The organism is Acinetobacter sp. GN11 (assembly GCF_054823985.1).
In genome coordinates this window covers 1-12,517 of the sequence record NZ_JRVL01000356.1, presented here as the reverse complement: position 1 = coordinate 12,517, position 12,517 = coordinate 1, and the positions used below count along the sequence as shown (strand labels likewise).

The 12,517-nt window shown below is 38.4% G+C and carries 13 protein-coding genes; 8 read left to right on the top strand and 5 right to left on the bottom strand.

The features are described from left to right. From NL42_RS19360 to astE, 5 genes are all read left to right on the top strand, one after another. Positions 1 to 688, top strand: a 688-nt coding sequence (locus tag NL42_RS19360) for an aminotransferase class III-fold pyridoxal phosphate-dependent enzyme (protein WP_461313984.1), incomplete at its 5' end; no start/stop codon positions are given. Positions 689 to 706: 18 nt separating this feature from the next. After that, positions 707 to 1,738 (top strand): arginine N-succinyltransferase, encoded by a 1,032-nt coding sequence (gene astA, locus NL42_RS19355; protein ID WP_446090793.1) that lies wholly within the window; start codon positions 707 to 709, stop codon positions 1,736 to 1,738. Next, a complete protein-coding gene (gene astD / locus NL42_RS19350; protein WP_461313983.1) occupies positions 1,738 to 3,207 on the top strand; it encodes a succinylglutamate-semialdehyde dehydrogenase in 1,470 nt (489 codons plus the stop codon). Before astA ends, astD begins: the two co-directional genes overlap by 1 nt. A 17-nt stretch (positions 3,208 to 3,224) precedes the next feature. Further along, on the top strand, positions 3,225 to 4,568 hold the full coding sequence (astB, locus tag NL42_RS19345; RefSeq protein WP_461313982.1) for an N-succinylarginine dihydrolase: 1,344 nt from the start codon (positions 3,225 to 3,227) through the stop codon (positions 4,566 to 4,568). A 12-nt stretch (positions 4,569 to 4,580) separates the two neighbouring features. Beyond that, entirely contained in the window at positions 4,581 to 5,555 is a 975-nt protein-coding gene (gene astE, locus NL42_RS19340) for a succinylglutamate desuccinylase (RefSeq protein WP_461313981.1), read from the top strand. 59 nt (positions 5,556 to 5,614) lie between these two features. Here astE and NL42_RS19335 read toward each other — a convergent pair whose 3' ends face one another. Continuing rightward, entirely contained in the window at positions 5,615 to 6,448 is an 834-nt protein-coding gene (locus NL42_RS19335; protein WP_461313980.1) for a hypothetical protein, read from the bottom strand. 591 nt (positions 6,449 to 7,039) lie between these two features. On the opposite strand from NL42_RS19335, the gene NL42_RS19330 reads away from it, so the two are divergent. Together NL42_RS19330 and NL42_RS19325 are read left to right on the top strand one after the other, a co-directional pair. Beyond that, positions 7,040 to 7,348 carry a hypothetical protein gene (locus NL42_RS19330; protein ID WP_461313979.1) on the top strand — a complete coding sequence of 103 codons (309 nt, stop codon included), beginning with the start codon at positions 7,040 to 7,042 and terminating at the stop codon, positions 7,346 to 7,348. Between the two features lie 35 nt (positions 7,349 to 7,383). Next, on the top strand, positions 7,384 to 8,739 hold the full coding sequence (locus NL42_RS19325; RefSeq protein WP_461313978.1) for a S8 family peptidase: 1,356 nt from the start codon (positions 7,384 to 7,386) through the stop codon (positions 8,737 to 8,739). A gap of 104 nt (positions 8,740 to 8,843) precedes the next feature. On the opposite strand, the gene NL42_RS19320 is transcribed toward NL42_RS19325, so the two are convergent. The 3 genes from NL42_RS19320 to NL42_RS19310 all read right to left on the bottom strand — a co-directional run bounded on the left by NL42_RS19320 (position 8,844) and on the right by NL42_RS19310 (position 10,815). After that, positions 8,844 to 9,284 (bottom strand): hypothetical protein, encoded by a 441-nt coding sequence (locus NL42_RS19320; protein WP_461313977.1) that lies wholly within the window; start codon positions 9,282 to 9,284, stop codon positions 8,844 to 8,846. Positions 9,285 to 9,380: 96 nt separating this feature from the next. Continuing rightward, positions 9,381 to 9,800 (bottom strand): hypothetical protein, encoded by a 420-nt coding sequence (locus NL42_RS19315; RefSeq protein ID WP_461313976.1) that lies wholly within the window; start codon positions 9,798 to 9,800, stop codon positions 9,381 to 9,383. Between the two features lie 148 nt (positions 9,801 to 9,948). Beyond that, positions 9,949 to 10,815, bottom strand: a complete 867-nt coding sequence (locus NL42_RS19310) for a LysR family transcriptional regulator (RefSeq protein WP_461313975.1) — start codon at positions 10,813 to 10,815, stop codon at positions 9,949 to 9,951. A 108-nt stretch (positions 10,816 to 10,923) separates the two neighbouring features. Between NL42_RS19310 and NL42_RS19305 the strand changes: the two genes are divergently transcribed. Further along, complete coding sequence (locus tag NL42_RS19305) at positions 10,924 to 11,811, top strand: DMT family transporter (protein WP_461313974.1); 888 nt, start codon at positions 10,924 to 10,926, stop codon at positions 11,809 to 11,811. Positions 11,812 to 11,994: 183 nt separating this feature from the next. Here NL42_RS19305 and NL42_RS19300 read toward each other — a convergent pair whose 3' ends face one another. Continuing rightward, the gene (locus NL42_RS19300; protein WP_461313973.1) at positions 11,995 to 12,444 is read right to left on the bottom strand and encodes a hypothetical protein; all 450 of its coding nucleotides are present in this window, start codon (positions 12,442 to 12,444) and stop codon (positions 11,995 to 11,997) included. Between the last annotated feature and the right edge of the window lie 73 nt (positions 12,445 to 12,517).

The following is a 12,517-nucleotide window of genomic DNA, read 5'->3' as shown; positions in this document are numbered from 1 at the left end:
AGCTGCAAAAGCGGTGATTAATGAGCAAACGTGTGCAGTCATTGTTGAGCCAATACAAGGTGAAGGCGGCGTTATTCCAGCTGACATCGAATTTTTAAAAGGTTTGCGTGCACTGTGTGATGAGTTTGGTGCCTTACTTATTTTTGATGAAGTACAAACGGGTGTCGGCCGTACAGGTGCACTTTATGCCTACATGAACTCAGGCGTTATTCCAGATGTGTTAACAACTGCAAAAGCACTAGGCGGTGGATTCCCTGTTGGTGCAATGTTAACAACTGATAAATTTGCTCCGCATTTTTCAGTGGGTACACATGGTACGACTTACGGTGGTAACCCGTTAGCAAGTGCAGTTGCAGGTGCAGTATTTGAATTTATTAATACGCCTGAAGTACTTGAGGGTGTGAAACATCGTTATCAATATTTTCTTGATGCACTAAATGCATTAAACGCTGAACATCAGATTTTTGAAGAAATTCGTGGACAAGGTTTATTGATTGGCTGTGAATTAAAAGCTGAGTATGCAGGGAAAGCTAAAGATATTACGACTTGGGCGGGTGAAGAAGGTTTACTTGCTTTAATTGCAGGCCCGAATGTGGTTCGTTTTACTCCGTCGCTTATCATTCCTGAACAAGATATTGATGAAGGAATTGCTCGTTTAAAAAGAGCATTGGCAAAATTGGCTAAATAAAAAAAAGGAAAGCTAGCCATGATGATCGTCCGTCATGCCGAGTTTCGAGACCTTGAAGATATTTATAAATTAGCGGGTAAGTCGGGTGTAGGCCTGACTTCCTTGCCACAAAATATGGATACACTTTCGGCTCGAATTTCACGTACTCGCAATACTTTAAATGGCAATGTCCATAAAAGTGAACAAGGCTATCTGTTTGTTCTTGAAGACACAGAAGCTCAACGTGTTATTGGTTTAAGTGCAATTGAAGTTGCTGTAGGACTCATTGAACCTTGGTACAACTTTCATGTTGGTACTCAAGTACACGCTTCAAAAGCCTTAAACGTTTATAAGTCATTACCTACCTTATTTTTGAGTAATGACAGAACGGGTAGTAGCGAACTTTGTACATTATTTTTAGATCCAGAGCGTCGTGAAAACCAAAACGGTAAATTCTTATCGAAAATCCGTTTTATGTTTATTGCTGCTTTTAAACAATATTTTGAGAAAAAGTTAATTGCTGAAATGCGTGGTTTCTCAGACGAAAATGGATGTTCTCCATTTTGGGATGCGATTGGTCACCACTTCTTTAATATGGATTTCTCAACAGCAGACTATTTGAGTGGAATTGGGCAAAAAGTATTTATTGCTGAGCTTATGCCACGTTTTCCAGTCTATGTAGATCTCTTGCCAAAAGATGCGCAAGAGGTAATTGGGAAAATGCATCCACATACTTTGCCTGCTTATCATGTGCTTGAGTCAGAAGGCTTACGTTATCAAGGATATGTCGATATTTTTGATGCGGGTCCAACCATTGAAGCCAATATTGATGAGTTACGCGCAGTAAAAGAAAGTCAGTTCTTAAACGTCAAAATTACAAGTGAAGCTGCGGTCGGTAAGACCCAATATCTCGTTGCCAATGATAATTATCATGACTATAAGGCAATGTTAATGAAGCTTGATCTTGTTGATAAAACTATAAATTTAACAGATGAACAAGCTGAAAAACTCGGTGTACAAGAAGGTCACGTTGTTCGTGTGTTATCACTAAATCCAATGGAAGTATCCTGATGTCAAACTCTTTATTTATAAACGGTGTCTGGTTACAAGGCAGCGGCACAACATTTGAAAAAACAAATCCAGTTGATAACCAAACTGTATGGTCAGGTGCTGAAGCAACTGCTGCTGATGTAGAGCAAGCTTGTCAGGCAGCGCGTACTGCATTTCCAGCATGGGCACGTTTACCACTTGTAGAACGTGTAGCGATTGTTGAAAAATTTGCGGCTTTGCTTGAAGAAAATAAAAAGCATTTAGCAGAAGTGATTAGCCAAGAAACCAGTAAGCCATTTTGGGAAACATTAACTGAAGTTCAATCAATGATTGGCAAAGTTGCAATTTCAATCCGTGCTTACCATCAGCGTACAGGTGAAAGCTCAACTGAAATGGCCGATGGCGTAGCATCTTTACGTCACCGTCCACATGGTGTGCTTGCAGTTTTTGGTCCATATAACTTCCCGGGCCATTTGCCAAATGGGCATATTGTTCCTGCATTACTTGCAGGTAATGCTGTGGTATTTAAGCCAAGCGAATTAACGCCTTGGACTGCTGAAGAAACTGTAAAACTTTGGCAGCAAGCTGGTTTGCCAAATGGTGTGATGAATTTGGTGCAAGGTGGTCGTACCACTGGTGAAGCGTTAGCTACCTCACATGAAATTGATGGTTTATTGTTTACTGGAAGTGCAAACACAGGTTATCACTTGCATAAGCAAATGGCGGGTGCTCCTGAGAAAATCCTTGCGCTTGAAATGGGCGGCAATAATGCATTGATTATTGATGAAATTATTGATGTCGATGCTGTGGTTAATCTCACTATTCAATCTGCATTTGTTTCGGCGGGTCAGCGTTGTACATGTGCACGCCGTATCTTGGTAAAAAATGGCGCAGAAGGTGATGCATTTATTCAACGTTTTGTTGAGGTTGCTAAAAACCTAAAAGTTGGTCGTTGGAACGATGAACAACAACCATTTATGGGTGGTGTTATCTCGTCAGTTGCTGCAACAAACATGATGCTTGCTCAGCAAAAATTGCTTGAGCTTGGCGCAAAAAGCTTGTTGCTAATGACACGTCCACAAGAAGATAGTTCGCTACTTACGCCAGGCATTGTTGATGTAACAGGCGTCACAGATATTCCAGATGAAGAATATTTTGGTCCACTTACCACGATTCAACGTTATGACAACTTTGAAGAAGCATTAAAAATTGCGAATGCAACTCGCTTTGGTTTGTCTGTTGGTCTGGTTTCACCAAAACGTGAACTGTTTGATCAAGTACTTATTGAAGCACGTGCCGGTATTGTGAACTGGAATAAGCCATTAACAGGTGCTTCAAGTGCTGCACCGTTTGGTGGTGTCGGTGCATCTGGTAACCACCGCGCAAGTGCCTTTTATGCAGCTGATTATTGTGCTTGGCCAATGGCTTCACTTGAAAGTGACAGCTTAACCTTACCAGAAAAATTATCTCCAGGGATTGTGTTACCTTAAACACTAGGGAAAGAAAAATGAAAGGATATGAAGTAAATTTCGATGGTTTAGTGGGTCCAACACATCACTACGCGGGCTTGTCGTTTGGTAATGAAGCATCGACAAAAAATCGTAATAATGCCTCGAATCCAAAATTAGCAGCCAAACAAGGCTTGTTAAAGATGAAAGCCTTGGCTGATCTGGGCATGAAACAAGGTGTGCTTGTTCCACATGAGCGTCCACATGTTCCAATGTTACGCCGTTTAGGTTTTACAGGAGATGACATTAGCGTTGTTGCTCAAGCAATGCGTCATTCACCTGAACTATTATCATCACTAAGTTCAGCTTCGCCAATGTGGACTGCAAATGCGGCAACTGTTTCACCTTCGGCAGATAGCCAAGATGAACGCGTGCATTTTACCGCAGCGAACCTGAACAATAAGTTTCACCGCTCAATTGAAGCTGAAACTACAAGTCAGGTCCTACAAGCGATCTTTAAAAATGAACGTCACTTTGTTCATCATGAAGCTTTACCGCAAGTGGCTTTATTCGGTGATGAAGGTGCAGCAAATCACAATCGTTTAGGTGGTGATTATGCTAAGCGCGGTGTTCAAGTATTTGTGTATGGTCAACAACATTTAAATAATGGTTTACCGGGACCAAAACGCTATCCAGCTCGTCAGACGCGTGAAGCAAGTGAAGCAATTGCACGTTTGCACCGTTTAGATGATGCGTATACCGTTTTTGTTCAACAAAATCCGGATGTAATTGATCAGGGCGTATTTCATAATGATGTTATTGCGGTAAGTAACCAACAGGTTTTATTCCATCATCAACATGCATTCTTAAATCAAGATCAAGCTTTTGCTGAAATTCGTCAGAAAATGGCAAGCATCGGTGAAGACTTTATCTCGATTGAAGTTCCTGAAAACCGCGTTACTGTTGATGATGCCGTAGCGACCTATTTATTTAATAGCCAGATTTTGACTCGTCCAGATGGCGGAATGACCATTGTTGTACCAGAAGAGTCTCGTCAAAATGCAGCAGTGTGGGGTTATCTGAACGATATGGTTCAGATGGGCACACCAATTGATGCGATTCAGGTATATGACCTACGTGAAAGTATGCGTAATGGTGGTGGACCAGCATGTTTGCGTTTACGTGTAGCTTTGAACGAAACTGAATTAAATGCTGTAAATCCAAAAGTATTAATGAATGATCAATTGTTTGGCATACTCAATCAATGGGTAGATAAACACTATCGCGATCGTTTAGCACAAGAAGATTTGGCTGATCCGCATTTACTCATGGAAAGCCGTATGGCACTCGATGAACTGACCAAAATTTTAGGTTTAGGTTCGGTTTATCCTTTCCAGAAATAATGAGGAGGTGACATGCAAGATTTTCTAGCATTAACCTTACAAGGTGAGCAGCCTACAACACGTGAAGGAAAACAAAATAATTTTTCTTGGCGTTGGTTAGGTGAGGGACTTCTTGAATGTACGCCAAATGCACAGTACGACAAAGCCGTCGTACTGTCAGCTGGAGTACACGGTAATGAAACAGCACCAATTGAATTGTTATCTCATCTTTGCACAGATTTATTTGCGGGACGTTTAAACCTTGCTGTGAGGTTGCTGTTTATATTGGGTAACCCCTATGCAATGCGTCAAGGTAAACGCTATGTGCATGACGATGTAAATCGAATGTTTTGTGGTGGATATAAAAATCTACCCGTAACTGAGGAATCTAAGCGAGCTGAGGTTTTAGAACACACTGTTGCTACTTTCTTTCAGGAAAGTGTGAGTGAAGTTAAGCGTTATCACTATGATTTGCATACAGCAATTCGTGCTTCTTTATTGCCGACGTTTGCTTTATTTCCCTATCAAACGCATGCTTATGATGAAGATTTGACAGCGAGTCTTGAAGCAGCTGACCTAGATGCTTTGGTTTACCACAATGCGGTCGGTAAAACCTTTACGCATTTTACTAGTGAAAATTTTAAAGCTGCGAGCGCAACTTTAGAGTTAGGCAAAGCCTTACCATTTGGACAAAATGACTTGAGCCAGTTTGCTGCAATTGATGAAGTGATTCGTCATGTGGTTTCTGAGCAAGCCTTGCCACCACGTAATAAAACAAAAATTCGGGTCTTTAAAGTATCGGACTCTTTAATTAAAAAAGACGAAGATTTTCAGATGAACTTATCGGTTGAGGCTCCAAATTTTTCGACTTTTACCAAAGGTGAAATCATTGCGACTCAACCTTCTGGCAATTATGTTGTTGAGCAAGATCAAGTCTGGATCTTATTTCCAAATCCAAATGTGAAACTTGGTTTACGTGCAGGTTTGGTTTTAACTGAAACCAGCTGAATATGTGATTTTAAGAAATAAAAAAGGGCAATTAATTGCCCTTTTTTATTTTTAAGATATTAGTTGGTACCGAAAAGACCTTTAATCCAAGATTTCTTTTCTGCTTTTTGAGTAGACGATTGTGCACCAGCGTTTATATTTGCGTTTGTGTTAACTCCAACAGGACCAACGTTAACACCAACATTTACGCCTGTTTGAGCATTAATTGCATGTGCTGGTTGAGCAGCATTTAACTGTGCTTGGGCATCAGCTTTTGTGTCTGCAACAAATTCTTTTTGCTCAGCTTGGTTTTGAGCTACACGAGTTTTTACTGCATCTACATGAGCTTGAGCATTAGCTTGTTTTTCAGCAGTAAATTCTTTTTGGTCAGCTTGGTTTCCAGCAACTTTAGTTTTTACAGCATCAAAACCTGCTTTTGTATCTGCTTTGGCTTCAACTGCTAGATTTTTAGTACCGTTTGCAGCTTTAGTCGCTACATTTTTAGTACCTGTTACGGCTTCGGTAGCAAAGTGTTTAGTACCAGTTGCAGCTTTAGTTGCTACATTTTTAGTACCTGTCGCAGCTTCGGTAGCAAAGTGTTTAGTACCCGTTACAGCTTCAGTTGCTAAGTGTTTAGTACCTGTCGCAGCTTTAGAAGAAAGTTCAGTCACTTTTCCTGTTGTTTTTTTAGTTGCTTTAACCGTAGTGTCAGCAGCAACATGACCCGCATGCTTTGCTGTGCTACCTACAGTGTGTGCAGTATTTTTGACTGTGTTGGCTACGCCACTAACAAGACCGCCCGGTTGTACATTTACTTGAGCAGAAGCATCTGCATTAACGCCCGCACTTTGTGCAAAAATAGAAGCAGAAGCAAGAACACTTGCAGTAACGATAGCTGTTTTCATCATTTTCATTGCGATATCCTTCAAAGAATATACCTTTTTAGTGAGGTATTTCATAAACGCAAACGAATCATAGCCAAGGGAATATGGGCTTGGGAACTGACTTCATCAAAACGTTACAACAGTGTTACGTTGAGTAAACAGACTAAGGAGGAATTGTGGAGATTAATAAAAATTAATAATAAAGTGAAAAAGAACATTTATTTATTAGAAAATCTAATTAAGCAAAATGAGTTCTTATTATTTAGTTTTTAAAAAAATATCTTTTAATTTTTTCATTTCGTTTTTTCGAGTTTGTTCTCTATATCTTCAAATGTGATGTAAATCTCATTATTTATTGAAGTAAACGGCATAGTTATTGCTTATTATGAGAATAAGGCGCTTTTTAGCACTTTTTTGAACCATCTTCTGCCAGAAATATAAACGTACAGGGCAGAACTGTATTTTTGCTTATTCGGGATAAAGTTATTTTAACTTTTTAGTGGTTATGTATTTCATTAAATAGATTTTTCACATGAAAAATATATTAAGAAATGCTGCTTTATTTCAAATAATCAAAAATAAAAATAGATATCTATAAACAAAAAAACAGAGATATGACAGATGAAAATTATTGCTTCCCTTCTTGTAATAGTCGGCTTGATCGCCGTTGTTCTCTATTTAAAGCCCACAAGTGGTGCATCTGATGTGTTTAATTCTGCTTTACATGAGTCGAATTCGCCACAACCAGACACATCGTCTTTTCTTTCTAAACTTAAGGAGCCTACTCAACCTAAAAATCTATCTCAACATTCAACTCATCCACAATCGGTATCAGTTGATACTGTTCCTTTTTATGACACAAAAAGTGATCCTTCAATTCAACCGATTGATCCAGAAAAAGATCCAGCAAATGAAATAAAAGCGAAATAAGTAAATTGTTAGTTGAAAAACTACGGAGAAAAATAATGCAAAGTAAAACGTTATTTCTATTAGGTCTATGTACGATTTTAAGTACAACTGCATCAGCTCTTCCTTTAGATTCTAAAGGTGCTAAACAGCGATTAAATCAGGCAGCAAAACAAAAAGTATTTCAGGGTAAAATCGATTTAGATGCCTTGGTGAATAATGATTCGAATGATTTAATTGTTGAATACAATATTGCTTCGGTGAGTGTGCCTTCCGGTTTAGAACGGCGAAGTTATATTGCAACAAATAAGAAGAATTTACAGGCAAGGTTTAACCGTGCTGGTGGTGTTCAAGTACTTCGGGACTACAATAACTTGCCTTTAGCTTTTTATCGGATTAGTAACCGCGAAGCTTTAGTTTCTTTATTAAATGATCCGACTGTGAAAGCGGTTTATCCAAATCGTATTAATCAAACCACAACTAATGAAAGTTTACCTTTAATTAATCAACCACAAGCAAACACCAATGGTTTCACTGGTGAAGGTTCAAGTGTGGCAGTGATTGATACAGGGGTGAATTATCTTCACTCTGATTTTGGTTGTACCGCAGTAAACACACCATCAAATACTTGTCGCGTTGTTTACTCATTTGATAGTGCACCAGATGATGGTGCTTTAGATGATGATGGGCATGGTAGTAATGTTTCAGGTATTGTGTCCAAGGTTGCCAGCAAGACTAAAATTATTGGTATTGATACCTTTCGGCGTGTTCGGGTAAATGGTCAGTGGGGTAGCACTGCTTATGACAGCGATATTCTGGCAGCTTTAAACTGGACTGCAAATAATGCCCAGACTTATAACATTAAAGCGGTGAATTTAAGCCTTGGTGTGCCAGGTGTTAAATACACTTCAGAATGTAGTAATAGCAGTTATGCAACAGCATTTGCCAATGCACGTGCTGCTGGTGTGGTTCCAGTTGTAGCTTCAGGCAATGATGCATTTTCAGATGGAATTTCATCTCCTGCCTGTGTTGCTGGTGCAGTAAGAGTTGGTGCTGTTTATGACAGCAATATTGGAGGAGTGTCATGGGGAAATCCAGTGAAATGTTCTGACCCAATAACAGTAGCAGACAAAGTAGCGTGCTTCAGTAATGGTGGTAGCCTTGTGACTTTATTGGCACCGGGAGCAATGATTACCGCGGGTGGTTACACCATGGGTGGTACATCTCAAGCGACACCGCATGTGGCAGGCGCGATTGCTTTATTGCGAGCGAATAGCGTGAGTCCAACAGAAAGTATTGATCAAACCATTAGCCGTTTAAAAACGACAGGTAAACCAATTACTGACTCAAGAACAGGCTTGGTTTTCCCACGTATTGATTTACTGACAGCAACAAATGGCTTGATTGCTAATTAAATAGCTTATTTATAATTTTTTTAAATTAGGTCCAAGAAATTTTTAAAATAGCTATAACCCGTTGCAGAAGGTAGCTTTTGCAACGGGCTTTTTATGAAAAAGTATTAATGACACTTTTCTAAATTTGCTGGTTTAAAGTTATTTTGGAGTTTTTTGAAATTATTCTGAATTTCTGGATCTTGAATATTAAAAGTGGTCGAGCTTTTGGTCGTAGAGTTTGTTGCCTGATTTAATATGCCTGATTCATCAGGGTATTGTTGTGTAAATGATGTGGCTGAAATCAGACCCTTATCATTAAATACCCAGTGTTCAGTAACGTGTCCGCCCCCTAAATATCCCGTAAATTCAATCATACAAGCTTGCTTATCTTGTTTAATGAGTTTGGCTACATTACCTGTAGTTGATGGATAAGCTTCAATATTGGTATCTTGCTCTAGAACTTGTGCCGGAGAATAAGACGAAGACGAAGACGGAGGTGCAGAGGTTGCACATGCAGTTAATGCTAAGCCGCATAGTGTTGAAAAGAGAAGTTTTTGACTATTCATAAGGCAGATTCCTAGCTCTTTATAGTTGATGATCATTAGTTCTAGTTGAATATCTGTATTTATAAAAGCGCGAATTTATCGCGCTGTCCAAGCAAATTAGTTAGTTGTTGTGCTCGATTTACTTAACTCACCTTGCTCTATCGGAATGCTTTCACCGTTTCGACTACTGGTAATATTTTGCTTCGCCTGATCTATTTTATTTTCTGTAAAAGCTTTGGCTGTATCTGCTTTTTGCTGAACGACTTCTGCTTTTTCGGCCGTAAATTCTTTGGTGTTTTGCCATTTTTCACTAATTTTATTTGAGGTCTTTTCAGAAGCTCCTTGAATAGAGTCTCCTAAATTTTGTATGCCTTTTCCTGTTTTGTATAACAATACACGACCTAAACTTGGGTTGTCACCATAAGGTTGTGCTTTAGAGGTTGTTTCACCTACTTGTTGTGGTTGCGTTGTTTCTGCAAATAAGGTTGATGAAGCCAACATAGAGGTCGCAATACATAAAACGTGTATGGTTTTCATTTTGGATAAATCTCCCCAACCAGAATCAAAAGATGAAGTGGTGATCTTACTGTTAAAAATAAAGCTTGTACTGCAATGAGATAAAACCCATACGATTTGATTACGATAAATCATCACTTGTTCGCAATAAAGTAATTATCCCAATGAGTCATAAACAAAATTCAGACTTAATTAAGTCTAAAAACATGTCTCTGGCTTTATGGTTGCTCACATTTTTATGCCAAAAAAATTGATTCTGCATAAAGGCAAGGTGTTCAAATTTATAGCCTCGAATATTGGTTAAATTTTTATATTGTTCATAAATACTCTTCGGAACCAAAGACACCCCAGAGCCTGCACTGACGCAACCGATAATGGTGGCGTAACTGGTAATGCTAGTAATTGGAAGTGAAATATTTTTGAGCTTAAGCCATTCTTCGAGAGCTGCTCGGTAAGGACAGCCTTCAGTCCACATAAAAATTTCTTTACCAATCAGGTCTTCTTGGTTGTGGATCTCTCCCAAAGAATGAGATGCAATCAAGACCATTTCTTCTTGATAAATACTAAGTTTATTCAGCATAGGAAACTCGATATTGCCCGCGACAATTGCACCATCAAGTTTGTGTTGAGAAATATCGACTAATAGTTGTTTCCATGTACCCGTAATAATTTGAATGGAAACTTCTGGATAACGTTGATGATATTTCGCAAGTAAATTGGGTAGGCGAGTCGTAGCAGAAGATTCAATAGCCCCAATTTTTAATGGGCCAGAGGGCGGTGCATCCGGATGAATACTACGTTTTGCTTCATCGCATAGCGCTAAAATTTTATGGCAATAGTTAAGAAAAATTTCTCCAGAGGAAGTGAGCTTTAAACTTTTTCCTTCCCTATAAAACAGCGGTGCGCCTAGTTCTTCTTCGAGTTGTTTAATGCGCGTTGTGATATTGGATGGTACGCAATGTAGTTGCATTGATGCCTTAGCCATTGTTCCGCATTCAACCACGGTCTGAAACATTTTTAACTGTGCGATATCCATATTCCATCATTCACTTTTAATGAATATTTTACTCAATATAAGTTAATTTTATTCAACTATCCATGCGCATATGATGAAAGAGTTCCATTTCATTAGTGCAGATTTAACATGGCAATTTCTCTTGCTGCCGAAACCCAGCCTCCCGCATTTAAGCTCTATTTATGTATTGCTGTGACCGTCTTTTGTTGGGGCTATTCACCTATTGGCGTACATAGTGCTTTGCATTCATATACACCGCAGCATATTGCCTTGCTCCGCTTTTTGATCGCATCGGTTTTTTTACTGCTTTTGGTCATGAAAAAAGGCATTCAGCCTTTAAATTGGAAAGATGCTCCTGCGCTTGCTGTATTAGGATTTTTCTCTGTAACGCTGCATCATTTGCTTATAAATACCGGACAGCAGTATGTGACTGCAGTAGCTTCCAGTATTTTGAGTCAATCTATTCCGCTATTCACCTTTATTATTTCCGCTTTGCTTTTTAAGGAAAAAATCAGTTTTAAACAGTGGCTATGTATTTTGCTAGGACTTTGCGGCGCTGTTTTGGTAGTCAGTGGTGATCATGGTTTTGGTGTACCAAGTCCTTATAGTTTATTAATTGTTTTAGCTGCAATTGCATGGGGCCTTTATTTTAATTTATATAAAAAATTTGCTTTAAATTATGATGCCTTGAGCATGATGTGCTACATCATCTGGTTCGGAACCATTCCTTTACTATTTTATAGTGCCAATTTACCTAATGAAATTTTACATGCCACTTGGCAAGCCAATATGTCGGTTATCTTGTTGGGTATTTTCCCAAGTGCGATGGCGTATGTGCTTTGGGGATATGTACTTAAAAATATGCCGTTAACGATTGCATCGAATTTTTTATATTGCTCGCCAATTGTTGCCATGAGTTTAGCTGTTGTTTTCTTAAATGAAAAACCGTCAATGATAGTGCTGTTAGGTGGAGTAATTATTGTGGGGAGTCTGATGTGGATGAATTGGAAAAAATAATTCTTGTACTAAGCTGAATAGATAATAATGTGGCAGTTATTGAATGCTGATTTAAAAATGAGAATATTAATTTCATTAAAAAGTCACTTAAATCAGCATGCCTCAATAGTTTTTAGAATTTACTTTAATTAATTTCACCATGAAAAGTTTGATCATAGCCAAAAATAAAGATTTAAAATTGAATTATTCTACTCTTTCGACTTTTTCAATATGACTAGAGGAATCATACGTAATCTCAATTACTACTTTCTCTTTGTTAAGTGTAGAGTCTGAGATTGATACTGTTTCGTCCACGGAATCGAGCGATAACTCACTCGGCATTACATTGTGTAGTGTTGAGACGATTGTATTCGCTATTAAGCCGTTATATAAAGCCATTCCATATGCTTTTGGTTTATTGTTAATTTTATAATAGGTAATGGTATCTATCCGTTTATCACCAATGAGTCTACTTACTACGGGTGGATGGAATTTATTTAGAAATTCATTTCGAGACATTCCAACCACATTAATCTTTTCTATAGCAGGTGGGTTTGTAGTGTCAGGTAAAGTGATCCGGTGAGGATTTATAGAACAGGCCATTTGTCCAATGGATAAGATAGAAATAACAAGTAATAAAATATTCTTTTTCATTTATATAATCTTAATTAATAAAAGCAGCTAATTTATAACGATATTTTTTGAAAATATCAAATTATTATAAAGA

Coding starts and splice junctions, on each gene's coding strand:
- astA (WP_446090793.1), top strand. CDS start 707: ATGATGATCGTCCGTCATGCCGAGTTTCGAGACCTTGAAGATATTTAT.
- astD (WP_461313983.1), top strand. CDS start 1,738: ATGTCAAACTCTTTATTTATAAACGGTGTCTGGTTACAAGGCAGCGGC.
- astB (WP_461313982.1), top strand. CDS start 3,225: ATGAAAGGATATGAAGTAAATTTCGATGGTTTAGTGGGTCCAACACAT.
- astE (WP_461313981.1), top strand. CDS start 4,581: ATGCAAGATTTTCTAGCATTAACCTTACAAGGTGAGCAGCCTACAACA.
- NL42_RS19335 (WP_461313980.1), bottom strand. CDS start 6,448: ATGAAAATGATGAAAACAGCTATCGTTACTGCAAGTGTTCTTGCTTCT.
- NL42_RS19330 (WP_461313979.1), top strand. CDS start 7,040: ATGAAAATTATTGCTTCCCTTCTTGTAATAGTCGGCTTGATCGCCGTT.
- NL42_RS19325 (WP_461313978.1), top strand. CDS start 7,384: ATGCAAAGTAAAACGTTATTTCTATTAGGTCTATGTACGATTTTAAGT.
- NL42_RS19320 (WP_461313977.1), bottom strand. CDS start 9,284: ATGAATAGTCAAAAACTTCTCTTTTCAACACTATGCGGCTTAGCATTA.
- NL42_RS19315 (WP_461313976.1), bottom strand. CDS start 9,800: ATGAAAACCATACACGTTTTATGTATTGCGACCTCTATGTTGGCTTCA.
- NL42_RS19310 (WP_461313975.1), bottom strand. CDS start 10,815: ATGGATATCGCACAGTTAAAAATGTTTCAGACCGTGGTTGAATGCGGA.
- NL42_RS19305 (WP_461313974.1), top strand. CDS start 10,924: ATGGCAATTTCTCTTGCTGCCGAAACCCAGCCTCCCGCATTTAAGCTC.
- NL42_RS19300 (WP_461313973.1), bottom strand. CDS start 12,444: ATGAAAAAGAATATTTTATTACTTGTTATTTCTATCTTATCCATTGGA.